We start from the raw sequence: 20718 nt of genomic DNA on the forward strand, positions 1-20718 counted from the left end.
CACCTTGTTTCGTCTTGTGGGAGTAGTGAGGTTCTGCAAAAAACGACGGCGCCCAGTCTACCGTAGAAGCGCGCTCCGACGCTTCCACCGCCTGCGGCAAATACGCCGTATTGTACAATACCCCGATGAAAGCCTTGATGCCCATCAGGGCTACTTCGGGGCTCCCGCCTTCCACCGCGCGGCTTGCGCCGCCCGTCGCCCTCCTGTCCCATGGCCTTCTTGCTCCATCAAGCCCGCTTCTTCACGACCGTCAATCATCTGCGCGATCTGCCGCCGACCGTGCAGCCCGAAATCGCGTTCGCAGGCCGCTCGAACGCCGGCAAATCGACGGCGATCAACGTGCTTTGCAATCAGAAGCGGCTCGCTTTCGCGTCGAAGACGCCGGGGCGCACGCAGCACATCAACTATTTCTCGGTCGGCCCGGCGGCGGAGCCCGTCGCGCACCTCGTCGACCTGCCGGGCTACGGCTACGCGGAAGTGCCGGGCGCCGCGAAGGCGCACTGGGAGCAGTTGCTGTCGTCGTACTTGCAGACCCGTCCTCAGCTCTGCGGAATGATCCTGATGATGGACGCGCGCCGCCCGCTCACCGAGCTCGATCGGCGGATGATCGAATGGTTCGCGCCGACCGGCAAGCCGATCCATTCGCTGCTGACGAAGTGCGACAAATTGACACGTCAGGAGAGCATCAACGCGTTGCGCGCGACGCAAAAGAGCCTCGACGCGTACCGGGACGCCGGCTACGCCGGCAAGCTGACCGTGCAGCTTTTCTCGGCGCTCAAGCGCACGGGGCTCGACGACGCGCACGCGCTGATCGAGAGCTGGCTGCGGCCCGCGGCCGCCGACGAAGATCACGCGGCTGTAGCAGAATGACGATCGCGTTACAGGCTGCGTAACGGCATAGCCGCATAGCAATGTGATTCACGCCCTACCAACGGATGCGAAGGTCGCGATTCGGGCTGCCCATAAAAAAACCCGCCGTTCAACGGCGGGTTAAACAGCCTAATCGAAAAACGACAGGCACCCGCTCAGGGAGGAGAAGCGGGGAGCATTGCGCAGTGCGCTTTGCTCGATCGCTATCATATACCATTGTCTCAAAAGTTTACCGAAGGGAACTGTAAGGTTTCATCGGACACCCATCCCAGCCATTTCGCCATGAGCATCCATCCCCTGCACCGCCCGCGCCGCATGCGTCGCGACGATTTCTCGCGCCGCCTGATGCGCGAAAACATTCTCACCACGAACGACCTGATCTATCCCGTGTTCGTCGTCGAAGGCACGAACGTGCGCCAGCCGGTGCCGTCGATGCCGGGCGTCGAGCGAGTGTCCGTCGATCTGCTGATGGGCGTCGCCGAGCAGTGCGTCGAACTCGGCGTGCCGGTCCTGTCGCTCTTTCCCGCGATCGAGCCGTCGCTTAAGACGCCAGATGGCCGCGAGGCGACCAATCCCGAGGGCCTGATCCCGCGCGCGGTGCGCGAATTGAAGCAACGCTTCCCCGAGCTCGGGGTGCTGACCGACGTCGCGCTCGATCCGTACACGAGCCACGGCCAGGACGGCGTGCTCGACGAAGCCGGCTACGTGCTCAACGACGAGACAGTCGAGATCCTCGTCGAGCAGGCGCGCGCGCAGGCGGAAGCGGGCGTCGACATCGTCGCTCCGTCCGACATGATGGACGGGCGCATCGGCGCGGTGCGCGAGATGCTGGAGAGCGAAGGCCACATCTATACGCGGATCATGGCGTACTCGGCGAAGTACGCGTCAGCGTTCTACGGCCCGTTCCGCGACGCGGTCGGCTCCGCGTCGAATCTCGGCAAGGGCAACAAGATGACCTACCAGATGGATCCAGCGAACAGCGACGAGGCGCTGCGCGAAGTGCGCCTCGACATCGACGAAGGCGCGGACATGGTGATGGTGAAGCCCGGCATGCCGTATCTCGACATCGTGCGCCGCGTGAAGGACGCATTCCGTTTTCCGACCTACGTCTACCAGGTGAGCGGCGAATACGCGATGCTGAAGGCCGCTGCGCAGAACGGCTGGCTCGATCACGACAAGGTCGTGCTCGAATCGCTGCTCGCGTTCAAGCGGGCGGGCGCGGACGGCATTCTCACGTACTTCGCGCTCGACGCGGCGCGGCTGCTGCGCGCGCAGAAGTAATCACGCGACACGCGCGCCGCATGCATCGCGGCGCGCGCCGGAAGTGAAAATGAAAACGGCGGGGCTTCAAGCCTCGCCGTTCTTACTTGTGCCCAAACGATTCGCCGCCGGGAAACGCACGCCGCGCGTTCGCGCGCGGCGCATCGACAATCCGCGGCATCTGCGGCGTCCGCGCCCAGCCGTCACGGCGCCGACATCACGATGCCGTCGACGCGGCCGGCAACGACATCCGTTCGAGACCGCGCAGGAAACGGTCGGCCGACTGATAACCGACGACGCGCCCGCGTTCTTGCCCGTTCGAATCGAACACGATGATGCCGGGCGGCCCGAATAGCCCGAAATGCTTCAGGAGCGCCTGATCGTCGGGCGTGTTCGCGGTCACGTCCGCGCGCACGAGACGCATCTGCGAAAGCCGCGCGCCGACGCGCGCGTCGGTGAACGTCAGCTGCTCCATCTCCTTGCAACTCACGCACCAGTCCGCATAGAAATCGAGCATCACCGGCTGAGTCGACGACTTCACGATCTCGTCGAGCTCCGCGATCGAGCGCACCGGCGCGAACACCGGCCCCTCGTGCGCGGCAGCGCCGGCATTGGCGACGCCGTTGCTCGGCGCCGCGCGCGCCGCGAGCACCGCGAGGGGACGCAACGGATCGGTCGACCCCGCCGCGAGACCGATGAGGAGCGTCGCCGCCCAGATCGCGAGCGCGGCGCCGAGCCCGCGCCCGAGCCGTCGCCAGATCGAAGACGAGCCCGAATGCGGCGTGAAGAGCCCAAGCGCGGCGGCGGCGATCAACAACCACAACGCCCCCAGACCGAGCTGCGACGCGGCGTTCAGCACCGGCCAGACGATCCACAGCGCAGCGGCGAGTAACACGACGCCAAAAAATACCTTCACGCCGTCCATCCACGCGCCGGCGCGGGGCAGCAGCGTTCCCGCGCCGATGCCGATAACGAGGAGCGGCACGCCGAGGCCGATCCCCATCGAAAAGAGCGCGGCACCGCCGAGGAATGCGTTGCCCGTATGCGCGATGAATGCGAGCACGGCGAAGAGCGGCGCGGTCATGCACGCGCCGACGACGAGCGCGGACAACGCGCCCATCGTTGCGACGGCCACGAAGCGTCCGCCCCTGCGCGGCCCGGTCGTCCGCGCGGCGCCGTTCTGCCAGCGCTGCGGCAACGTGATGTCGATGCCGCCGATCAGCAGCAGCGCGAACACGGTGAGCAGCAGCGCGAACGCGCCGAGCACCCACGGGTTCTGCAGCCAAGCGCCGAGACTCTGCCCGACGAGCGCGGCCGCGACGCCGAGCACCGTATAGACGAGCGCCATGCCGATCACATAGGTGAGCGACAGCGCGAACGCACGCGCGCGCGTCGCATGCGCGCCTTCGCCGACGATGATCGCCGACAGGATCGGGATCATCGGATACGAACACGGCAGCAGGCTCAGCACCATGCCGGCCACGAAATAGAGCGCGATGATCGTCAGGAATCCATGGCCTTCAAGCAGCGAGCGCGCGTAGTCGGCGCTCGTCACGCGTTCGTACCAGTGACCGCCGTCCGTCGCGGAGGAATCCGCGCCGGCAGCGGCCGCGACGGGCGTCGCGCCGGCTGCGCCGAGCGCCGCGCCTCCGATTCGCGCGACGTGCTCGGCGGGCGGATAGCAGATTCCTTCGTCCGCACAGCCCTGCGACGTCACCGCGAGCTCGAACGGCCCCGACGCCTGCTTGATCGGCAGGCGGATCGTCAGATCGCCGCGGTAGGTTTCGACGTTCTTCTGGAACGTCGGATCGAACTTCACGTGCCCGGCCGGCAGTTGCGGCTCGCCGAGCGTGGCCGAGCCGCTTTTCACCGCGAACGCGAAGCGCTCGCGATACATGTAATAGCCGTCGGCGATCTTGAAATGAATGTCGACCTGGCCCGGCGCCTCGCTCGCGCTGAATTTGAACGCAACTGCGGGGTCGAGAAAGTCGTCCGCCGCGCGCGCCGCGAACGACGTGCCGAACAGCACGCCGAGCATCGCGACGACGGCGAGCAGGAAACGGAAGCGGGACTGCGCGTGAAGCGGATTACGGTTAAACATGAAATAGACGCTGAGTTTCGGTGGCGACCCACTGGCCGTATGCCGCGGACGCCGCCGCCTGCCAAGAGACGATCTCCGGCACGTCGTACGGGTGGTGCGACTGAATGTACCGCTCGAGTTCCAGCGAGCGTACCGCGCTCGTCTTGAACAGCAACTGGATCTCGTCGGCCGTCTCGACCTTGCCTTGCCAATGGTAGCTCGAACGGATCGCGCCGAGTTCGGACACGCACGCGGCGAGCCGGGCCGACAACGCGCCGTCGGCGAGCGCGCAGGCGACAGCGGCATCAGGCACGGTCGTCAACATCATCACGATCACCATTCGCGCCTCCGCCTCGTTGTTTAAACGTCATATCGTATCGCACGTCGGGTGAGCGCGTGTCCCATGCCCGCGCGTCAATCCGACGCACGAAATCGGTCAACGAAAACAAAAAGGGCCAAGCATCGCTTGGCCCTTCATGCTACGCGCGGGAAGACGCTTATTCGGCTTCCTGGACGTTTTCGGTCTCTTCGACTTCCGGACGGTCGAGCAGCTCGACGAGCGCCATCGGCGCATTGTCGCCGACGCGGAAACCGAACTTCAGGATGCGCAGATAGCCACCCGGGCGGTTCGCGAAGCGCGGGCCGAGCACATCGAACAGCTTCGCGACGGAATCGCGATCGCGCAGGCGGTTGAACGCCAGACGGCGGTTCGCGAGCGACGGCTTCTTGCCGAGCGTGATGAGGGGCTCGACGACCTTGCGGAGTTCCTTCGCCTTCGGCAGCGTCGTCTTGATGACTTCGTGCTCGATCAGCGAGTTGGACATGTTGCGGAGCATAGCCAGACGGTGGCTGCTCGTGCGGTTCAGTTTCCGCAGACCATGACGGTGACGCATTTCAGTTTCCTTGATTCAGAGTTTTGATCCAGCTCTTCTATCGCGCGAGACGAGCAAGCGCACGGGCCGGTATGGAAAAAAGCAAGATGCGGATTTTAAAGGAAAATCCGCATCTTGACCAGTTACCGCAATAACCGGGATTACTTGTCGAGACCAGCCGGCGGCCAGTTCTCAAGCTTCATGCCCAGCGTGAGACCGCGCGAAGCGAGCACTTCCTTGATCTCGTTGAGCGACTTGCGGCCGAGATTCGGCGTCTTCAGCAGCTCGTTTTCGGTGCGCTGGATCAGATCGCCGATGTAGTAGATGTTCTCCGCCTTCAAGCAGTTCGCCGAACGGACGGTCAGCTCGAGGTCGTCGACCGGACGCAGCAGGATCGGATCGATCTGCGGCGCGCGCGACGGCGCTTCCGCGGCCGTTTCCGTGCCTTCCAGCGCCGCGAACACGGACAGTTGGTCGACAAGGATGCGAGCCGACTGGCGAATCGCTTCTTCCGGCGTGATGACGCCGCTCGTTTCGATGTTCATCACGAGCTTGTCGAGATCGGTACGCTGCTCGACACGCGCGCTCTCGACCGCGTAGCTCACGCGGCGAACCGGCGAGAACGATGCGTCGAGGACGATGCGGCCGATGATCTTCGCCGTTTCGTCGCCGTAGCGGCGCACGTTGCCCGGCACATAGCCGCGGCCCTTCTCGACCTTGATCTGCACGTCGAGCTTGCCGCCCTTCGACAGGTGCGCGATCACGTGATTCGGGTTGATGACTTCGCAGTCGTGGGCCAGTTCGATATCGCCGGCCGTCACGACGCCTTCGCCTTCCTTGCGCAGCGTCACCGTGACTTCGTCGCGGTTATGCAGCTTGAACACCACGCCCTTCAGGTTCAGCAGCAGGTTGACGACGTCCTCTTGCACACCATCAAGCGTCGAATACTCGTGCACGACGCCGGCGATCGTCACTTCGGTCGGCGCGTAGCCGACCATCGAAGACAGCAGCACACGGCGAAGCGCATTGCCCAAGGTGTGGCCGTAACCGCGCTCGAACGGCTCCATGACCACCTTCGCGTGGTTCTCGCCCAGAGATTCCACGGCGATGATCTTGGGTTTCAACAAACTGGTTTGCATAGGTTTTCCTTTTCAATACCCTCGGCTCGTTACACCGATAAGGCTGACCGGTAACAACCTGAAAATGAACAGCCGAGGTCCTGCCTTGCGGGAAGCAATAAGCAGGTTACCTCGGCCATCAATCGGATTAACGCGAATACAATTCGACGATCAGGCTTTCGTTGATGTCGCCCGCGATGTCGGCGCGCTCCGGCACTTGCTTGAACGTGCCCTCGAACTTCTTCGCATCGACTGCAACCCAGCTCGGCATGCCGCCCTGCTCGGCCAGCGACAGCGCTTCGACGATACGCGCTTGCTTCTTCGCCTTTTCGCGAATCGAGATCACGTCGCCCGCCTTCACTTGCTGCGACGGAATGTTCGCGACGATGCCGTTGACGGTGATCGCCTTGTGGCTCACGAGCTGGCGCGCTTCAGCGCGGGTCGAGCCGAAGCCCATGCGATACACGACATTGTCGAGACGCGACTCGAGCAGTTGCAGCAGGTTCTCACCCGTGTTGCCCTTGCGGCGGTCGGCTTCAGCGAAATAGCGGCGGAACTGACGCTCGAGCACGCCGTAGATGCGCTTGACCTTCTGCTTTTCGCGCAGCTGCGTGCCGTAGTCCGACGTGCGCGCACCCGAGGTGCGGCCGTGCTGGCCCGGCTTGCTGTCGAGCTTGCACTTGTCGGCGAGCGAGCGGCGCGCGCTCTTCAGGAACAGATCGGTGCCTTCACGGCGGGACAGCTTGGCTTTAGGGCCGATATAACGTGCCACTTTGCATTCCTCTATCTATCGATCACGCGGATCTCGATCCGCGCTAGTCCGCACCCTTTGGGGCGAACGGTGGGCTTAGTCAATCAAATGCGCTACAAAAAGCGCGGCCCGTCGACGCAAAGCGGCGACAGGCAAGGCGCCAACGCATCGTTAGATGCGGCGGCGCTTCGGCGGACGGCAGCCGTTGTGCGGGATCGGCGTCACGTCGGAGATCGCCGTGATCTTGATGCCGAGGCCGTGCAGCGCGCGCACTGCCGACTCGCGGCCCGGGCCGGGACCCTTGATCCGCACTTCCAGATTCTTCACGCCATATTCCATCGCGACGCGGCCGGCCGATTCGGCAGCCACCTGTGCGGCGAACGGCGTCGACTTGCGCGAGCCCTTGAAGCCCTGGCCGCCCGACGTCGCCCACGCCAGCGCGTTGCCTTGGCGATCGGTGATCGTGATGATCGTGTTGTTGAACGACGCGTGAACGTGAACCACGCCTTCGGCGACGTTCTTCTTGACCTTCTTGCGAACGCGTTGCGCCGCGGTATTGGAAGCCTTAGCCATTACGTTTTCCTGTAACTGTCAGCTTATTTCTTCAGCGCTTGCGCTGCGCGACGCGGCCCCTTGCGGGTACGAGCGTTCGTACGCGTACGCTGGCCACGCATGGGCAGGCCCTTGCGATGGCGGACGCCGCGGTAGCAACCGAGATCCATCAGGCGCTTGATGTTCATCGTCACTTCACGGCGCAGATCGCCTTCGACGACAAACTTGCCCACTTCTTCACGCAGCTTTTCGAGGTCTGCGTCGGTCAGGTCCTTGACCTTCTTCGAAAACGCCACACCGGATGCCACGCAGATGCTGCGCGCGCGCGTGCGGCCGATACCGAAAATCGCCGTCAGGCCGATTTCGGTATGCTGGTGATTCGGGATGTTAACCCCTGCGATACGAGCCATTGTTTTTCCTCAAACAAAAAGCGCAAACAAACGCGCAGTCAGCCTTGGCGCTGCTTGTGACGCGGATCCGAGCTGCAGATCACGCGAACCACGCCTTTGCGCTTGATGATCTTGCAATTGCGGCAAATGCGCTTAACCGATGCCATCACTTTCATGATATTACCCTTTTTCCAAATCACTTCGCCCGGAACACGATCCGCGCACGAGACAGATCGTAAGGCGTCAATTCAACCGTCACCTTGTCGCCGGGAAGGATGCGGATGTAGTGCATCCGCATCTTTCCGGAGATATGTCCCAATACGACATGGCCGTTTTCCAGCTTCACCCGGAAGGTCGCATTCGGAAGGTTTTCGATCACCTCACCCTGCATCTGGATTACATCGTCTTTGGCCATAAGTCCTTTTTAACGCATTGGGATGTTGCCGCCCTTGAAATTGGCTTTCTTGAGCAGCGACTCATACTGTTGCGACATAACGTACGACTGCACCTGCGCCATGAAGTCCATCGTGACGACGACAATGATCAGCAGCGACGTTCCACCAAAATAAAACGGCACGTTCCAGCGCAGCACCAGGAACTCCGGCAGCAGACACACGAAGACGATGTAGATCGCACCGGCCAGCGTGAGACGCGTGAGAATCCGGTCGATGTAGCGTGCGGTCTGGTCGCCCGGACGGATGCCCGGCACGAACGCGCCGCTCTTCTTCAGGTTGTCTGCGGTTTCCCTGCTGTTGAACACCAGCGCGGTGTAGAAGAAGCAGAAAAACACGATTGCCAGCGTGTACAGCAACACATAGACCGGCTGGCCCGGCTTCAGCGCTTCCGCGACGTTGTGCAGCGTGTCGGACAGCCAGCCCTTGCGCTCGCCCGAGCTGAACCAGCTCAGGATCGTCGCCGGGAACAGGATGATCGACGACGCGAAGATCGGCGGGATCACGCCCGACATGTTCAGCTTCAGCGGCAGGTGGGACGACTGCCCGCCGTAGATCTTGTTGCCGACCTGGCGCTTCGCGTAGTTCACGAGGATCTTGCGCTGACCGCGTTCGATGAACACGACCAGATAAGTCACCGCGGCGATCAGAACGACGATGATGATCGCCGAAAAGATGCTCATCGAACCCGTGCGCACCAGCTCGAACAACCCACCGACGGCATTCGGGAATCCTGCTGCGATCCCGCCGAAGATGATGATCGAGATGCCGTTGCCGAGACCGCGCTCGGTGATCTGCTCGCCGAGCCACATCAGGAACATCGTGCCCGTCACCAGCGTGACGACCGTCGTCAGACGGAACACCGCGCCCGGATCGGTCACGAGCCCCGGCTGATTCTCCAGCGCGGCCGCAATGCCGAAGGCCTGGAACGTCGCGAGCACCACGGTGAAGTACCGCGTGTACTGCGTGATCTTCCGCTGTCCGGCCTGCCCTTCCTTCTTCAGCGCCTCGAGCTGCGGCGACACGATCGCCATCAGCTGCATGATGATCGACGCGGAGATGTACGGCATGATCCCCAGCGCGAAGATCGTGAAGCGCGACAGCGCACCTCCCGAGAACATGTTGAACATGCCCAGGATGCCGCCCGCCTGGCTCTGGAACAGCTTAGCCAGTTGATCCGGGTCGATGCCCGGCACCGGGATGTGCGCGCCGATGCGATAGACGATCAGCGCCAGCAGCAAGAACATTGCACGCCGGCGCAGATCGCCGAACTTCGCCGTGCTTCGACCGGGTTTTGCGAGACTCGGGCTGTTAGCCAAGTATCTTCTCCGATGCAAATGCTAGTGACGGCACGCGTTGCGTGTCACTCGGCAAACGAACCGCCGGCCGCTTCGATCGCGGCGCGCGCACCCTTCGTCGCGCCGAGGCCCTTGACGACGATCTTGCGCTTCAGCTCGCCCGTCGCGATGATCTTCGCGCTCTTCGTCAGTTCGCCGACGAGGCCGGCTTGCTTCAGAGCGAGCAGATCGACTTCGTCGACCGGCAGCTTCTCGAGGTCGCCGAGACGCACTTCACCGACGAATTCCTTCGTCAGCGACGTGAAGCCGCGCTTCGGCAGACGACGCTGCAGAGGCATCTGACCGCCTTCGAAGCCGACCTTGTGGAAGCCGCCCGAACGCGATTTCTGACCCTTGTGACCACGGCCGGCCGTCTTACCGAGGCCGGAACCGATGCCGCGGCCGACGCGACGCTTCGCATGCTTCGCGCCTTCCGCCGGCTTCAGGTTATTCAATTCCATATCAACTCCTTGATCCGTAGTCGGACGCTTAACCGATGACCTTCACAAGGTACGAGACCTTGTTGATCATCCCGCGCACCGCCGGCGTATCCTGCAGCTCGCTGACCGAGTTGAGACGGCGCAGACCCAGACCGCGCACGGTGGCGCGGTGCGATTCGCGAGTCCCAATCAGGCTCTTCACGAGCTGAACCTTGACAGTTTTTTCAGACATGGTGACCACCTGGGCTTAGCCCAAAATTTCTTCGACGGACTTGCCGCGCTTCGCCGCGATGTCGCCAGGGGTCGACTGCTTGCGCAGGCCGTCCAGCGTCGCACGAACGAGGTTGTACGGGTTCGTCGAGCCGTGGCTCTTCGCGACGACGTTCTGCACGCCCATCACGTCGAACACCGCGCGCATCGGGCCGCCGGCGATCACGCCGGTACCGTCCTTCGCCGGAGCGAGGAGGACCGTCGACGCGCCGTGCTTGCCGTGCACCTCGTGCTGCAGCGTGCCGTTCTTCAACGGCACCTTGAACATGTTGCGGCGGGCCTGCTCCATCGCCTTCTGAACGGCGACCGGCACTTCCTTCGCCTTGCCCTTGCCCATGCCGACGCGGCCGTCGCCATCGCCGACCACGGTCAGTGCGGCGAAGCCGAGAATACGGCCACCCTTCACGACCTTGGTCACGCGATTGACCGAAATCATTTTTTCGCGAAGGCCGTCGTCGCGCTCGTCAGCCTGAACTTTCGCTTGCATCTTTGCCATGACGATTCCTTCCTTAGAACTTGAGCCCAGCTTCGCGAGCTGCCTCGGCCAGCGCCTTCACGCGGCCATGGTAGCGGAAGCCCGAGCGGTCGAAGGCGACGGATTCGATGCCGGCGGCCTTGGCCTTCTCGGCGATACGCTTGCCGATCAGCGTAGCAGCGGCGACGTTGCCGCCCTTGCCCGACTTGTCGGCGAGCTGCGCACGAACTTCGGCTTCGAGCGTCGACGCGCTGGCCAGCACCTTGGTGCCGCACGGCGAGAACACCTGAGCGTAGATGTGCGTGTTCGTGCGATGCACGGCGAGACGCGCGACCTGCAACTCGGCGATCTTGATACGCGTCTGGCGAGCGCGGCGCAGGCGAGATTGAGTCTTATCCATGATTGCGCACCCTTACTTCTTCTTCGTTTCTTTGAGGATCACAACCTCGTCGGCATAGCGCACGCCCTTGCCCTTGTACGGCTCGGGCGGACGGTAGCCGCGGACTTCCGCAGCCACTTGGCCGACTTTCTGCTTGTCGATCCCCTTGATCACGATTTCGGTTTGCGTCGGGGTTTCAGCCTTGATGCCTTCCGGCATCTGGTGCACCACCGGGTGCGAGAAACCCAGCGACAGGTTCAGCTTGTCGCCTTGCGCCTGCGCACGATAGCCGACGCCCACCAGCGTCAACTTGCGCTCGAAACCCTTGGTCACGCCTTGCACCATGTTCGCGATGATCGCGCGCATCGTGCCCGACAGTGCATTTGCTTCGCGGCTGTCGTCGACCGGCGACAGGTTCAGCGTGCCGTCGTTGTTCGCCACGTTCACGAGCGGATTGACCGCTTGCGTGATGGTGCCCAGCGGGCCCTTGACGGTGATCGAACCGTCGGCCAGCTTGACTTCCGCGCCTTGCAGCGCGATCGGGCTCTTACCTACTCGAGACATGTTCCTCTCTCCTTTCGGCTTTAAGCGACGTAGCAGATGACTTCGCCGCCGACGCCCGTTGCACGCGCCTTGCGGTCGGTCATCACGCCCTTCGGCGTCGACACGATAGCCACACCGAGGCCATTCATGACCTGCGGAATCTCGTTACGGCCGCGATACACGCGCAGGCCCGGCTTCGACACGCGCTCGAGGCGCTCGATCACCGGACGGCCTGCGTAGTACTTCAGCGCGATGTTCAGCTCGGCTTTCGCGCCGTCCGCCTTCACGGCGAAATCGTCGATATAGCCTTCGTCCTTCAGGACCTGCGCGATCGCAACCTTGACCTTCGACGAGGGCATCGACACCGAAACCTTCTCGACCATCTGCGCGTTGCGGATGCGAGTCAGCATATCGGCGATAGGATCACTCATGCTCATTTATGTTTCTCCTATTACCAGCTCGCCTTGGTCAGGCCAGGAATCTCGCCACGGAATGCGATTTCACGAATCTTGTTGCGCGCGAGGCCGAACTTGCGGAACGTGCCGCGCGGACGGCCCGTGATCGCGCAGCGGTTACGCTTGCGGGTCGGGTTCGCGTTGCGGGGCAGTTGCTGCAGTTCCAGGCGAGCGGCATAGCGCTCTTCGTCGGACTTGCTCGCGTCGTCGATGATCGCCTTCAGTTCAGCACGCTTCGGAGCGTACTTTTGCGCAAGGCGAGCGCGCTTCTTTTCACGTTCGATCAGTGCCAGTTTAGCCACGGTAACCTCAGTTTCTGAACGGGAACTTGAAGCTGGCGAGCAGAGCCTTCGCTTCGTCGTCGGTCTTCGCGGTCGTCGTGATGCTGATGTTCAGCCCACGCAGCGCGTCGATCTTGTCGTAATCGATTTCGGGGAAAATGATCTGCTCTTTCACACCGATGTTGTAGTTGCCGCGACCGTCGAAAGCGCGGCCCGACACGCCGCGGAAGTCACGCACGCGGGGCAGGGCAACCGTCACGAAACGATCGAGGAATTCGTACATCGCACGGCCGCGCAGCGTAACCATCGCGCCGATCGGATAGCCCTGACGGATCTTGAAGCCCGCGATCGCCTTGCGAGCCTTCGTCACGACAGGCTTCTGGCCAGCGATCTTCGTCAGATCGCCCACGGCGTTCTCGATGACCTTCTTATCGGCAACCGCTTCGCCAAGGCCCATGTTCAGGGTGATCTTGGTGATGCGCGGCACTTCCATGACCGACTTGTAGCCGAACTTCTCGATCAGGCCGGGAACAACCTTCTCTTTGTAAAACTCTTGAAAACGTGCCATTTCTCTACTCCGCAGCGTCAGGCGCTCAGCACGGCACCGGTCGTCTTCAGGAAGCGAACCTTCTTGCCATCCTCGACCTTGATGCCAACACGCGAAGCCTTGCCGTTCGCGTCGACCAGTGCGACGTTCGAAATATGCAGCGGCATCGTCTTCGCTTCCACGCCGCCCGTCGTACCCTTCATCGGGTTCGGCTTCACATGCTTCTTGACGAGGTTGATGCCCTCGACCGTCACATGCTCGGCGCCCACGGCCAGCACGACACCGCGCTTGCCCTTGTCCTTGCCGGTGATGACGATCACTTCGTCACCCTTGCGAATCTTGTTCATCGCGACTCCTTACAGCACTTCCGGCGCCAGCGACACGATCTTCATGAATCGTTCGCTACGCAGCTCACGCGTCACCGGCCCGAAGATACGGGTGCCGATCGGCTCGAGCTTGTTATTCAAAAGCACAGCGGCGTTGCCGTCGAACTTGATCAGCGAGCCGTCTTGACGACGAACGCCCTTGGCGGTGCGGACCACCACGGCGTTGTAGATTTCGCCTTTCTTCACGCGCCCGCGCGGCGTTGCCTCTTTGACGCTCACCTTGATGATGTCGCCAATGCTGGCATAACGACGCTTCGAGCCGCCGAGCACCTTGATGCACATGACTTCACGCGCACCCGTGTTGTCGGCCACTTCAAGCCGAGATTCGGTCTGGATCATGGTTTGTCTTTCCCAACTTAATCCGGATACGCCACCATGGCGCATACGGTCAGTCTTGGTCCCGTCAGCCGATCGGCTGCTTGGGTTGGAACAGCAGCGACGGCAAACGAAACCCGCCATCGCAAATCGGTGAATCCTTCGGAGCAGGCTTGACGCCAGTCCGCTTCCCCCACCAGTCACTTCGCCCGCGACGGGGCTCCCATAAAGAGGGAAGACCGGGATTATAACAAATAATCCCGGTCACGCAAGCAAAAACTTTGCGATTTCAAGCACTTCGTGGAGAAGTGCCTGTTACTGCCTTGCTACTCTGTCCCGCTTAGATCACGCGGGCCGCCTCGACGAGACGCGAAACCGTCCAGGCCTTCGTCTTCGAAACAGGACGGGTTTCCTGGATTTCGACGAGATCGCCTTCGTTGTACGTGTTCGCTTCATCGTGCGCGTGGTACTTCTTCGAGCGCACGACATACTTGCCGTAGATCGGATGCTTGACGCGGTGCTCGACCAGCACGGTGACGGTCTTGTCCATCTTGTTGCTGACGACCTTACCGACGAGCGTCCGCTTCAGCGAGGTTTTCACGCTATCGTTCATTTCTGGTTCGCCTTCTGAGTCAGGACGGTCCGCACACGTGCGATGTCGCGACGAACCTTCTTCAGCTGGCTCGTGTTCGTGAGCTGCTGGGTCGCGAGTTGCATGCGCAGGCCGAATTGCGCCTTCAACAGGTCCGACAGCTCCTTGTTGAGCGCGGCCTGATCTTTCTGGAGAAGTTCGGAAGCCTTCATGTTTTCTCCTTAGGCGCCGAGCTGACGCACGATGAACGTCGTCTTCAGCGGCAGCTTCGCTGCGGCCAGACGGAACGCCTCACGCGCCAGTTCTTCGGATACGCCATCCATTTCGTACAGCATCTTGCCCGGCTGAATCTCGGCGACGTAGTACTCAGGGTTACCCTTACCGTTACCCATCCGCACTTCGGCCGGCTTCTGCGAAATCGGCTTGTCCGGGAAGATGCGAATCCAAATGCGGCCGCCGCGCTTGATGTGACGCGTCATGGCACGACGCGCCGCCTCGATCTGACGCGCGGTCAGACGGCCGCGACCGACAGCCTTCAGGCCGAACTCACCGAACGACACGGCGTTGCCGCGCGTGGCGATACCGGTGTTACGCCCCTTCTGCTCTTTGCGATACTTCCTGCGTTTCGGTTGCAGCATCGTTATTCTCCAGTCTTGCCGTCTTCCGGCTTGCCGGCGCCGCGGCGCGGACCGCCACGGCGAGCGCCCGGAGCGCCGCCTTCGCCGTCACGGCGCGGACGACGGTCGCCCGGACGCGCATTGCGACGCGGACGCTTGTCTTCGGTCACTTCCTCGACCACCGGCGCATCGTTGCGGCCAAGCGTGTCGCCCTTGTACACCCATACCTTGACGCCGATGACGCCGTACGTCGTCTTCGCTTCCGAAGTCGCGTAATCGATGTCGGCGCGCAGCGTGTGCAGGGGCACGCGGCCTTCGCGGTACCACTCGGTACGCGCGATTTCGATGCCGTTCAGACGACCGGCGCTCATGATCTTGATGCCCTGGGCACCCAGACGCATCGCGTTCTGCATCGCGCGCTTCATCGCGCGGCGGAACATGATCCGGCGCTCGAGCTGCTGCGTGATCGAATCGGCGATCAGTTGCGCATCGGTTTCCGGCTTGCGGATCTCTTCGATGTTGACGTGAACCGGCACACCCATGCGGCGTTGCAGTTCCGTCTTCAGCAGTTCGATATCCTCGCCCTTCTTGCCGATGACGACGCCCGGACGCGAGCTGAAAATCGTGATGCGCGCGTTCTTCGCCGGACGCTCAATGATGACGCGGCCGACCGAAGCGTTCTTCAGCTTCTTCTTCAGGTACTCACGAACACCGATGTCTTCCTGAAGCATCGCCGCGAAATTGTTGTTGTTCGCGTACCAGCGCGAAGCCCAATTGCGGCTGACAGCCAGGCGGAAGCCAGTCGGATGAATTTTCTGTCCCATCGTATGGCTCCTTAATTCCCGACCGTCACAGTGATGTGACAGGATTGCTTCTCAATGCGGTTGCCGCGGCCCTTGGCGCGCGCGGTGAAACGCTTGAGCGATGCAGCCTTGTCGACGTAGATGCTCTTGATCTTGAGCTCGTCGATGTCGGCGCCTTCGTTGTGCTCCGCATTCGCGATCGCCGACAGCACGACCTTCTTCACGATGCCAGCCGCCTTCTTCGGCGAGAACGTCAAAACGTTCAGCGCCTTGTCGACCGGCAAACCGCGGATCTGGTCAGCCACAAGGCGCGTCTTCTGCGCCGAGATGCGGGCACCGCGATGAATTGCTTTCACTTCCATCTTGATAGCCCCTTATTTCTTGGCCTTCTTGTCGGCCGCGTGACCCTTGAACGTGCGGGTCAGTGCGAACTCGCCAAGCTTGTGGCCGACCATGTTTTCCGAGATATACACCGGAACGTGTTGACGGCCGTTGTGCACGGCGATCGTCAGACCGATGAAGTCCGGAAGGATCGTCGAGCGACGCGACCAGGTCTTGATCGGCTTCTTGTCGCGCGAAGCTGCAGCCGCCTCAACTTTCTTCAGCAAATGGGCGTCGCAGAACGGACCTTTTTTAACAGAACGTGCCATTGCCTACTCCTTAACGCTTGTGACGGCGCTGGACGATCATCGTCGTCGTGCGCTTGTTGCGACGCGTACGGAAGCCCTTCGTCGGCGTGCCCCACGGGCTCACCGGGTCGCGGCCCGCAGCAGTACGGCCCTCACCACCACCGTGCGGGTGATCGATCGGGTTCATTGCGACGCCACGCACCGTCGGGCGGATACCGCGCCAGCGGTTCGCACCGGCCTTGCCGATCTGGCGCAGGCTGTGCTCTTCGTTACCGACTTCACCGATCGTCGCGCGGCACTCGATATGCACGCGGCGGATTTCGCCCGAACGCAGACGAACCTGCGCGTACACGCCTTCGCGTGCGAGCAGCATCGCCGACGTACCAGCCGAACGCGCCATCTGCGCGCCCTTGCCCGGCAGCATTTCGATGCAGTGAATCGTCGTACCGACCGGAATGTTGCGGATCGGCAGCGTGTTGCCCGCGCGGATCGGCGCTTCCGAGCCCGACATCAGCTGCTGGCCCACCGTCACGCCCTTCGGCGCGATGATGTAGCGGCGCTCGCCGTCTGCGTACAGCACGAGCGCGATGTTCGCGCTGCGGTTCGGGTCGTACTCGAGACGCTCGACCTTCGCCGGGATGCCGTCCTTCGTGCGACGGAAATCGATCACGCGGTAGTGGTGCTTGTGACCGCCGCCCTGGTGACGCGTCGTAATGCGACCGTTGTTGTTGCGGCCAGCCTTGGAGTTCTGCGTGTCGAGCAGCGCTGCGTGCGGCTTGCCCTTGTGCAGATCCTTGTTGACCACCTTGACCATCGCGCGGCGACCCGGCGATGTCGGCTTGACTTTGACGATTGCCATGATTACTTGGCCTCCGCTTCAAAGTTGATTTCCTGGCCGGGCTTCAGGCAGACGTATGCCTTCTTCACGTCCTTGCGGCGGCCCATCGACCGGCCGAAACGCTTCTGCTTGCCCTTTTGGACCAGCACGTTGACGGAATCAACTTCAACCTTGAACAGCAGCTCGACAGCCGCCTTCACTTCCTGCTTCGTGGCGTCCGGCGCGACTTCGAACACGACTTGCTCGTTCTTGTCGGCAACCAGCGTGGCCTTTTCGGAAATCACCGGTGCGAGCAGGACCTGCATCAAACGATGATCGTTCTTGCGAATCTCGCTCATGACAGCAACTCCTCGATCTGGGCGACCGCAGCCTTCGTGACCAGCACTTTCTTGAAGTAGATCAGCGACAGCGGGTCAGCGTAGCGCGGCTCGACAACCGCCACGTGGGGCAGGTTGCGCGACGCGAGGTACAGGTTTTCGTCGACCGTGTCGGTGATGACGAGCACGGAATCGAGACCCATGGCCTTGAACTTGTCGGCCAGCAGCTTGGTCTTCGGCGCTTCGAGAACGATGTCCTCGACGACCGACAGACGGCCTTCGCGGGCCAGTTGCGAGAAGATCGAGCAGAGACCTGCGCGATGCATCTTCTTGTTGACCTTGTGCGAGAAGTTTTCGTCGGGCGAGTTCGGGAAGATCCGACCACCGCCCCGCCACAACGGGCTCGACGACATACCGGCACGAGCGCGGCCCGTACCCTTCTGGCGCCACGGCTTCTTCGTCGTGTGCTTGACTTGCTCGCGATCCTTCTGCGCGCGATTGCCCTGGCGAGCGTTCGCCTGATAAGCAACGACGACCTGGTGGATCAGCGCTTCGTTGTAGTCACGGCCGAACACGACGTCCGACGCGTTGACCACCGCACCTTCCTGACCATTCGAATTCAGGAGCTTGAGTTCCATTATTTCGCCCCCTTCACGGCACGCGTCTTCACGGCCGGCGTCACGAAAACCTTGCCGCCCTTCGCACCCGGAACTGCACCCTTGACGAGCAGCAGCTTGCGATCGGCGTCGATGCGAGCGATTTCGAGGTTCTGAACCGTCACCGTCTCGTCACCCATGTGACCCGTCATGCGCTTGCCCGGAAACACGCGGCCCGGATCCTGCGCCATACCGATCGAGCCCGGCACGTTGTGCGAGCGCGAATTACCGTGCGACGCGCGGCCGGAACCGAAGTTGTAGCGCTTGATCGTGCCCGCGTAGCCCTTACCGATCGACACGCCTTGCACGTCGACCTTCTGGCCCACTTCGAACAGATCCGGACCGATCACGGCGCCGTTCGACAACTCGGCGGCCTTGTCGGCTTCGATGCGGAATTCCTTGAGGATTTCACCGGTTTGGACACCGGCTTTGGCGAGATGACCTGCCAGCGGCTTCGTCACGCGCGATGCGCGGCGGGAGCCGAATGCAACCTGCACGGCCGTGTAGCCGTCGGTTTCAACAGTCTTGATCTGCGTCACGCGGTTGTCCGACACGTCGAGCACGGTGACGGGGATCGAGTCCCCTTCCGCCGTGAAGATACGGGTCATGCCAACCTTGCGACCTACGAGTCCAAGGCTCATCGTTTTCTCCATTCCCGACTGCGATTGGTCGGGGCTAATTTACAAAACGCCGCAACCTGAAGAGGCTCAGGCCGACAGCTTTTTACGCAAATACGCGAAAAGCCTAGCATTATAGCGAGGCCTCTCGTTTTTCGCAAGCAATCAAAGACTTAGCGCCGCCCGGCAGACCGGAGGGCGCCGAGAGCCTTACTGCAGCTTGATTTCCACGTCGACGCCGGCCGGCAGGTCGAGCTTCATCAGCGCGTCGACCGTCTTGTCGGTCGGATCGACGATGTCCATCAGGCGCTGGTGAGTGCGGATTTCGAGCTGGTCGCGCGACGTCTTGTTGACGTGCGGCGAACGCAGGATGTCAAAACGCTGGATGCGCGTCGGCAGCGGCACCGGGCCGCGGACGATTGCGCCGGTCCGCTTCGCGGTGTCGACGATTTCGGCAGCCGATTGATCGATCAGACGATAGTCGAAAGCCTTCAGGCGAATACGGATTTTCTGTTGCTGCATGACGATTCCTTGAAAAGAGCGAGGCGGTGTTGCGCCGCCAGATCAGATAAAGAACGTGGGACCGGGCGCCTGCGGAGAGCAAGGCGCCCGGTCCCGATCGGTACTTCTACTGCCAAACGCCGGATTCTACACGAATCCGCAGACCGTCGATATTACTCGATGATCTTGGCGACGACGCCGGCGCCGACGGTACGGCCGCCTTCGCGGATCGCGAAGCGCAGACCTTCTTCCATCGCGATCGGCGCGATCAGCTTCACCGTGATCGACACGTTGTCGCCCGGCATCACCATTTCCTTGTCCTTCGGCAGCTCGATCGAGCCCGTCACGTCCGTCGTACGGAAGTAGAACTGCGGACGGTAGTTGTTGAAGAACGGCGTGTGGCGGCCGCCTTCGTCCTTGCTCAGCACGTACACTTCAGCCGTGAAGTGCGTATGCGGCGTGATCGAACCCGGCTTCGCCAGAACCTGGCCGCGCTCCACGTCTTCACGCTTCGTGCCGCGCAGCAGGATACCGACGTTGTCGCCCGCCTGGCCCTGGTCCAGCAGCTTGCGGAACATTTCCACGCCCGTGCAGGTCGTCTTCGCCGTCGCCTTGATACCGACGATTTCGATTTCTTCGCCGACCTTGATCACGCCGCGCTCGACACGACCCGTCACCACCGTACCGCGGCCCGAGATCGAGAACACGTCTTCCACCGGCATCAGGAACGCACCGTCCACCGCGCGCTCCGGCGTCGGGATGTACGTGTCCAGCGCGTCGGCCAGATTCATGATCGCCACTTCGCCCAGCTCGCCCTTGTCGCCTTCCAGCGCCAGCTTCGCCGAACCCTTGATGATCGGCGTGTCGTCGCCCGGGAAGTCGTACTTCGACAGCAGTTCGCGCACTTCCATTTCGACCAGCTCGAGCAGCTCGGCGTCGTCGACCATGTCGCACTTGTTCAGGAACACGATGATGTACGGCACGCCGACCTGACGCGCCAGCAGGATGTGCTCACGCGTTTGCGGCATCGGGCCGTCCGCGGCCGAGCACACCAGGATCGCGCCGTCCATCTGCGCGGCGCCCGTGATCATGTTCTTCACGTAGTCGGCGTGGCCCGGGCAATCAACGTGCGCGTAGTGGCGGTTCGCCGTCTCGTACTCGATGTGCGCGGTGTTGATCGTGATGCCGCGCGCCTTTTCTTCCGGCGCCGCGTCGATTTCGTCGTACTTCTTCGCTTCGCCGCCGAACTTCGCCGACAGAACCGTCGCGATCGCCGCCGTCAGCGTCGTCTTGCCGTGGTCAACGTGACCAATCGTACCTACGTTCACGTGCGGCTTGGTCCGCTCAAACTTCTCTTTTGCCATGATTCTCTTCTT

The 20718-nt window shown here is 62.2% G+C and carries 34 protein-coding genes; 2 read left to right on the forward strand and 32 right to left on the reverse strand.

Translation table 11 applies throughout. The features are described from left to right. Positions 1 to 210 precede the first annotated feature (210 nt). Entirely contained in the window at positions 211 to 870 is a 660-nt protein-coding gene (yihA, locus tag BTH_RS27670; protein ID WP_009888451.1) for a ribosome biogenesis GTP-binding protein YihA/YsxC, read from the forward strand. Between the two features lie 282 nt (positions 871 to 1152). Then, positions 1153 to 2151 carry a porphobilinogen synthase gene (gene hemB / locus BTH_RS27675; RefSeq protein ID WP_009888449.1) on the forward strand — a complete coding sequence of 333 codons (999 nt, stop codon included), beginning with the start codon at positions 1153 to 1155 and terminating at the stop codon, positions 2149 to 2151. Between the two features lie 196 nt (positions 2152 to 2347). Here hemB and dsbD read toward each other — a convergent pair whose 3' ends face one another. From dsbD to tuf, 32 genes are all read right to left on the reverse strand, one after another. Further along, positions 2348 to 4231, reverse strand: coding sequence for a protein-disulfide reductase DsbD (dsbD, locus tag BTH_RS27680; RefSeq protein WP_009888447.1), 1884 nt, complete (start codon positions 4229 to 4231; stop codon positions 2348 to 2350). Continuing rightward, entirely contained in the window at positions 4224 to 4550 is a 327-nt protein-coding gene (gene cutA / locus BTH_RS27685; protein ID WP_009888446.1) for a divalent-cation tolerance protein CutA, read from the reverse strand. Before cutA ends, dsbD begins: the two co-directional genes overlap by 8 nt. Before the next feature lie 157 nt (positions 4551 to 4707). Beyond that, the gene (gene rplQ, locus BTH_RS27690) at positions 4708 to 5103 is read right to left on the reverse strand and encodes a 50S ribosomal protein L17 (protein ID WP_004197924.1); all 396 of its coding nucleotides are present in this window, start codon (positions 5101 to 5103) and stop codon (positions 4708 to 4710) included. A 140-nt stretch (positions 5104 to 5243) separates the two neighbouring features. Beyond that, positions 5244 to 6221: a DNA-directed RNA polymerase subunit alpha gene (locus BTH_RS27695; RefSeq protein WP_009888441.1), complete on the reverse strand. Its 978-nt coding sequence runs from the start codon at positions 6219 to 6221 to the stop codon at positions 5244 to 5246. Between the two features lie 127 nt (positions 6222 to 6348). After that, positions 6349 to 6972, reverse strand: coding sequence for a 30S ribosomal protein S4 (gene rpsD / locus BTH_RS27700; protein WP_009888438.1), 624 nt, complete (start codon positions 6970 to 6972; stop codon positions 6349 to 6351). A gap of 150 nt (positions 6973 to 7122) precedes the next feature. After that, complete coding sequence (gene rpsK, locus BTH_RS27705) at positions 7123 to 7524, reverse strand: 30S ribosomal protein S11 (protein ID WP_004197937.1); 402 nt, start codon at positions 7522 to 7524, stop codon at positions 7123 to 7125. A 23-nt stretch (positions 7525 to 7547) separates the two neighbouring features. Beyond that, the gene (gene rpsM, locus BTH_RS27710; protein WP_009888432.1) at positions 7548 to 7913 is read right to left on the reverse strand and encodes a 30S ribosomal protein S13; all 366 of its coding nucleotides are present in this window, start codon (positions 7911 to 7913) and stop codon (positions 7548 to 7550) included. A 38-nt stretch (positions 7914 to 7951) separates the two neighbouring features. Further along, positions 7952 to 8068: a 50S ribosomal protein L36 gene (gene rpmJ / locus BTH_RS27715; RefSeq protein ID WP_004199844.1), complete on the reverse strand. Its 117-nt coding sequence runs from the start codon at positions 8066 to 8068 to the stop codon at positions 7952 to 7954. A gap of 20 nt (positions 8069 to 8088) precedes the next feature. Beyond that, positions 8089 to 8307, reverse strand: coding sequence for a translation initiation factor IF-1 (infA, locus tag BTH_RS27720; protein WP_004521905.1), 219 nt, complete (start codon positions 8305 to 8307; stop codon positions 8089 to 8091). Between the two features lie 9 nt (positions 8308 to 8316). Then, positions 8317 to 9663, reverse strand: a complete 1347-nt coding sequence (secY, locus tag BTH_RS27725; RefSeq protein ID WP_009888413.1) for a preprotein translocase subunit SecY — start codon at positions 9661 to 9663, stop codon at positions 8317 to 8319. 44 nt (positions 9664 to 9707) lie between these two features. Beyond that, positions 9708 to 10142 carry a 50S ribosomal protein L15 gene (gene rplO, locus BTH_RS27730; RefSeq protein WP_009888412.1) on the reverse strand — a complete coding sequence of 145 codons (435 nt, stop codon included), beginning with the start codon at positions 10140 to 10142 and terminating at the stop codon, positions 9708 to 9710. 28 nt (positions 10143 to 10170) lie between these two features. Then, positions 10171 to 10353, reverse strand: a complete 183-nt coding sequence (rpmD, locus tag BTH_RS27735) for a 50S ribosomal protein L30 (protein ID WP_004202755.1) — start codon at positions 10351 to 10353, stop codon at positions 10171 to 10173. 15 nt (positions 10354 to 10368) lie between these two features. Next, positions 10369 to 10887: a 30S ribosomal protein S5 gene (gene rpsE / locus BTH_RS27740; RefSeq protein WP_009888402.1), complete on the reverse strand. Its 519-nt coding sequence runs from the start codon at positions 10885 to 10887 to the stop codon at positions 10369 to 10371. 13 nt (positions 10888 to 10900) lie between these two features. Then, the gene (gene rplR / locus BTH_RS27745) at positions 10901 to 11266 is read right to left on the reverse strand and encodes a 50S ribosomal protein L18 (RefSeq protein ID WP_004197946.1); all 366 of its coding nucleotides are present in this window, start codon (positions 11264 to 11266) and stop codon (positions 10901 to 10903) included. A gap of 12 nt (positions 11267 to 11278) precedes the next feature. Beyond that, complete coding sequence (gene rplF, locus BTH_RS27750; RefSeq protein WP_009888397.1) at positions 11279 to 11809, reverse strand: 50S ribosomal protein L6; 531 nt, start codon at positions 11807 to 11809, stop codon at positions 11279 to 11281. A 20-nt stretch (positions 11810 to 11829) separates the two neighbouring features. After that, the gene (gene rpsH / locus BTH_RS27755; RefSeq protein ID WP_004185153.1) at positions 11830 to 12225 is read right to left on the reverse strand and encodes a 30S ribosomal protein S8; all 396 of its coding nucleotides are present in this window, start codon (positions 12223 to 12225) and stop codon (positions 11830 to 11832) included. A 14-nt stretch (positions 12226 to 12239) separates the two neighbouring features. Continuing rightward, positions 12240 to 12545, reverse strand: coding sequence for a 30S ribosomal protein S14 (rpsN, locus tag BTH_RS27760; RefSeq protein ID WP_004197948.1), 306 nt, complete (start codon positions 12543 to 12545; stop codon positions 12240 to 12242). 7 nt (positions 12546 to 12552) lie between these two features. Next, a complete protein-coding gene (rplE, locus tag BTH_RS27765; RefSeq protein ID WP_006029291.1) occupies positions 12553 to 13092 on the reverse strand; it encodes a 50S ribosomal protein L5 in 540 nt (179 codons plus the stop codon). Between the two features lie 17 nt (positions 13093 to 13109). Beyond that, entirely contained in the window at positions 13110 to 13418 is a 309-nt protein-coding gene (gene rplX, locus BTH_RS27770; protein ID WP_004197950.1) for a 50S ribosomal protein L24, read from the reverse strand. Positions 13419 to 13427: 9 nt separating this feature from the next. Beyond that, positions 13428 to 13796 carry a 50S ribosomal protein L14 gene (rplN, locus tag BTH_RS27775; RefSeq protein WP_004197951.1) on the reverse strand — a complete coding sequence of 123 codons (369 nt, stop codon included), beginning with the start codon at positions 13794 to 13796 and terminating at the stop codon, positions 13428 to 13430. A 316-nt stretch (positions 13797 to 14112) separates the two neighbouring features. Then, positions 14113 to 14385 (reverse strand): 30S ribosomal protein S17, encoded by a 273-nt coding sequence (rpsQ, locus tag BTH_RS27780; protein WP_009888377.1) that lies wholly within the window; start codon positions 14383 to 14385, stop codon positions 14113 to 14115. Then, positions 14382 to 14576 (reverse strand): 50S ribosomal protein L29, encoded by a 195-nt coding sequence (gene rpmC / locus BTH_RS27785; protein ID WP_004199856.1) that lies wholly within the window; start codon positions 14574 to 14576, stop codon positions 14382 to 14384. The genes rpsQ and rpmC overlap by 4 nt, the downstream gene beginning before the upstream one ends. A gap of 9 nt (positions 14577 to 14585) precedes the next feature. Beyond that, a complete protein-coding gene (rplP, locus tag BTH_RS27790; protein WP_004199857.1) occupies positions 14586 to 15002 on the reverse strand; it encodes a 50S ribosomal protein L16 in 417 nt (138 codons plus the stop codon). A 2-nt stretch (positions 15003 to 15004) separates the two neighbouring features. Then, positions 15005 to 15805: a 30S ribosomal protein S3 gene (rpsC, locus tag BTH_RS27795; RefSeq protein WP_009910030.1), complete on the reverse strand. Its 801-nt coding sequence runs from the start codon at positions 15803 to 15805 to the stop codon at positions 15005 to 15007. Positions 15806 to 15816: 11 nt separating this feature from the next. After that, entirely contained in the window at positions 15817 to 16146 is a 330-nt protein-coding gene (gene rplV / locus BTH_RS27800; RefSeq protein WP_004199272.1) for a 50S ribosomal protein L22, read from the reverse strand. Between the two features lie 12 nt (positions 16147 to 16158). After that, positions 16159 to 16434: a 30S ribosomal protein S19 gene (gene rpsS / locus BTH_RS27805; RefSeq protein WP_004199273.1), complete on the reverse strand. Its 276-nt coding sequence runs from the start codon at positions 16432 to 16434 to the stop codon at positions 16159 to 16161. A 10-nt stretch (positions 16435 to 16444) separates the two neighbouring features. Next, positions 16445 to 17272, reverse strand: coding sequence for a 50S ribosomal protein L2 (gene rplB / locus BTH_RS27810; RefSeq protein ID WP_009888363.1), 828 nt, complete (start codon positions 17270 to 17272; stop codon positions 16445 to 16447). A 2-nt stretch (positions 17273 to 17274) separates the two neighbouring features. Continuing rightward, positions 17275 to 17589 (reverse strand): 50S ribosomal protein L23, encoded by a 315-nt coding sequence (gene rplW, locus BTH_RS27815; protein WP_004199275.1) that lies wholly within the window; start codon positions 17587 to 17589, stop codon positions 17275 to 17277. Next, positions 17586 to 18206: a 50S ribosomal protein L4 gene (rplD, locus tag BTH_RS27820; RefSeq protein ID WP_004199276.1), complete on the reverse strand. Its 621-nt coding sequence runs from the start codon at positions 18204 to 18206 to the stop codon at positions 17586 to 17588. Before rplD ends, rplW begins: the two co-directional genes overlap by 4 nt. Then, complete coding sequence (rplC, locus tag BTH_RS27825; RefSeq protein WP_009888354.1) at positions 18206 to 18865, reverse strand: 50S ribosomal protein L3; 660 nt, start codon at positions 18863 to 18865, stop codon at positions 18206 to 18208. The genes rplD and rplC overlap by 1 nt, the downstream gene beginning before the upstream one ends. A gap of 186 nt (positions 18866 to 19051) precedes the next feature. Beyond that, positions 19052 to 19363: a 30S ribosomal protein S10 gene (gene rpsJ, locus BTH_RS27830; RefSeq protein WP_004199280.1), complete on the reverse strand. Its 312-nt coding sequence runs from the start codon at positions 19361 to 19363 to the stop codon at positions 19052 to 19054. Positions 19364 to 19515: 152 nt separating this feature from the next. After that, positions 19516 to 20706: an elongation factor Tu gene (gene tuf / locus BTH_RS27835; RefSeq protein ID WP_004198356.1), complete on the reverse strand. Its 1191-nt coding sequence runs from the start codon at positions 20704 to 20706 to the stop codon at positions 19516 to 19518. Between the last annotated feature and the right edge of the window lie 12 nt (positions 20707 to 20718).

Origin of the sequence: Burkholderia thailandensis E264, from assembly GCF_000012365.1 — a bacterium.
GTDB classification, from domain to species: Bacteria; Pseudomonadota; Gammaproteobacteria; order Burkholderiales; family Burkholderiaceae; genus Burkholderia; species Burkholderia thailandensis.

What these genes read in the sequence shown, in the direction of transcription:
- yihA (WP_009888451.1), top strand. Translation starts at nt 211, where the DNA reads ATGGCCTTCTTGCTCCATCAAGCCCGCTTCTTCACGACCGTCAATCAT.
- hemB (WP_009888449.1), top strand. Translation starts at nt 1,153, where the DNA reads ATGAGCATCCATCCCCTGCACCGCCCGCGCCGCATGCGTCGCGACGAT.
- dsbD (WP_009888447.1), bottom strand. Translation starts at nt 4,231, where the DNA reads ATGTTTAACCGTAATCCGCTTCACGCGCAGTCCCGCTTCCGTTTCCTG.
- cutA (WP_009888446.1), bottom strand. Translation starts at nt 4,550, where the DNA reads ATGGTGATCGTGATGATGTTGACGACCGTGCCTGATGCCGCTGTCGCC.
- rplQ (WP_004197924.1), bottom strand. Translation starts at nt 5,103, where the DNA reads ATGCGTCACCGTCATGGTCTGCGGAAACTGAACCGCACGAGCAGCCAC.
- BTH_RS27695 (WP_009888441.1), bottom strand. Translation starts at nt 6,221, where the DNA reads ATGCAAACCAGTTTGTTGAAACCCAAGATCATCGCCGTGGAATCTCTG.
- rpsK (WP_004197937.1), bottom strand. Translation starts at nt 7,524, where the DNA reads ATGGCTAAGGCTTCCAATACCGCGGCGCAACGCGTTCGCAAGAAGGTC.
- rpsM (WP_009888432.1), bottom strand. Translation starts at nt 7,913, where the DNA reads ATGGCTCGTATCGCAGGGGTTAACATCCCGAATCACCAGCATACCGAA.
- rpmJ (WP_004199844.1), bottom strand. Translation starts at nt 8,068, where the DNA reads ATGAAAGTGATGGCATCGGTTAAGCGCATTTGCCGCAATTGCAAGATC.
- infA (WP_004521905.1), bottom strand. Translation starts at nt 8,307, where the DNA reads ATGGCCAAAGACGATGTAATCCAGATGCAGGGTGAGGTGATCGAAAAC.
- rplO (WP_009888412.1), bottom strand. Translation starts at nt 10,142, where the DNA reads ATGGAATTGAATAACCTGAAGCCGGCGGAAGGCGCGAAGCATGCGAAG.
- rpmD (WP_004202755.1), bottom strand. Translation starts at nt 10,353, where the DNA reads ATGTCTGAAAAAACTGTCAAGGTTCAGCTCGTGAAGAGCCTGATTGGG.
- rpsE (WP_009888402.1), bottom strand. Translation starts at nt 10,887, where the DNA reads ATGGCAAAGATGCAAGCGAAAGTTCAGGCTGACGAGCGCGACGACGGC.
- rplR (WP_004197946.1), bottom strand. Translation starts at nt 11,266, where the DNA reads ATGGATAAGACTCAATCTCGCCTGCGCCGCGCTCGCCAGACGCGTATC.
- rplF (WP_009888397.1), bottom strand. Translation starts at nt 11,809, where the DNA reads ATGTCTCGAGTAGGTAAGAGCCCGATCGCGCTGCAAGGCGCGGAAGTC.
- rpsH (WP_004185153.1), bottom strand. Translation starts at nt 12,225, where the DNA reads ATGAGCATGAGTGATCCTATCGCCGATATGCTGACTCGCATCCGCAAC.
- rplE (WP_006029291.1), bottom strand. Translation starts at nt 13,092, where the DNA reads ATGGCACGTTTTCAAGAGTTTTACAAAGAGAAGGTTGTTCCCGGCCTG.
- rplX (WP_004197950.1), bottom strand. Translation starts at nt 13,418, where the DNA reads ATGAACAAGATTCGCAAGGGTGACGAAGTGATCGTCATCACCGGCAAG.
- rplN (WP_004197951.1), bottom strand. Translation starts at nt 13,796, where the DNA reads ATGATCCAGACCGAATCTCGGCTTGAAGTGGCCGACAACACGGGTGCG.
- rpsQ (WP_009888377.1), bottom strand. Translation starts at nt 14,385, where the DNA reads ATGAACGATAGCGTGAAAACCTCGCTGAAGCGGACGCTCGTCGGTAAG.
- rpmC (WP_004199856.1), bottom strand. Translation starts at nt 14,576, where the DNA reads ATGAAGGCTTCCGAACTTCTCCAGAAAGATCAGGCCGCGCTCAACAAG.
- rplP (WP_004199857.1), bottom strand. Translation starts at nt 15,002, where the DNA reads ATGCTGCAACCGAAACGCAGGAAGTATCGCAAAGAGCAGAAGGGGCGT.
- rpsC (WP_009910030.1), bottom strand. Translation starts at nt 15,805, where the DNA reads ATGGGACAGAAAATTCATCCGACTGGCTTCCGCCTGGCTGTCAGCCGC.
- rplV (WP_004199272.1), bottom strand. Translation starts at nt 16,146, where the DNA reads ATGGAAGTGAAAGCAATTCATCGCGGTGCCCGCATCTCGGCGCAGAAG.
- rpsS (WP_004199273.1), bottom strand. Translation starts at nt 16,434, where the DNA reads ATGGCACGTTCTGTTAAAAAAGGTCCGTTCTGCGACGCCCATTTGCTG.
- rplB (WP_009888363.1), bottom strand. Translation starts at nt 17,272, where the DNA reads ATGGCAATCGTCAAAGTCAAGCCGACATCGCCGGGTCGCCGCGCGATG.
- rplW (WP_004199275.1), bottom strand. Translation starts at nt 17,589, where the DNA reads ATGAGCGAGATTCGCAAGAACGATCATCGTTTGATGCAGGTCCTGCTC.
- rplD (WP_004199276.1), bottom strand. Translation starts at nt 18,206, where the DNA reads ATGGAACTCAAGCTCCTGAATTCGAATGGTCAGGAAGGTGCGGTGGTC.
- rplC (WP_009888354.1), bottom strand. Translation starts at nt 18,865, where the DNA reads ATGAGCCTTGGACTCGTAGGTCGCAAGGTTGGCATGACCCGTATCTTC.
- rpsJ (WP_004199280.1), bottom strand. Translation starts at nt 19,363, where the DNA reads ATGCAGCAACAGAAAATCCGTATTCGCCTGAAGGCTTTCGACTATCGT.
- tuf (WP_004198356.1), bottom strand. Translation starts at nt 20,706, where the DNA reads ATGGCAAAAGAGAAGTTTGAGCGGACCAAGCCGCACGTGAACGTAGGT.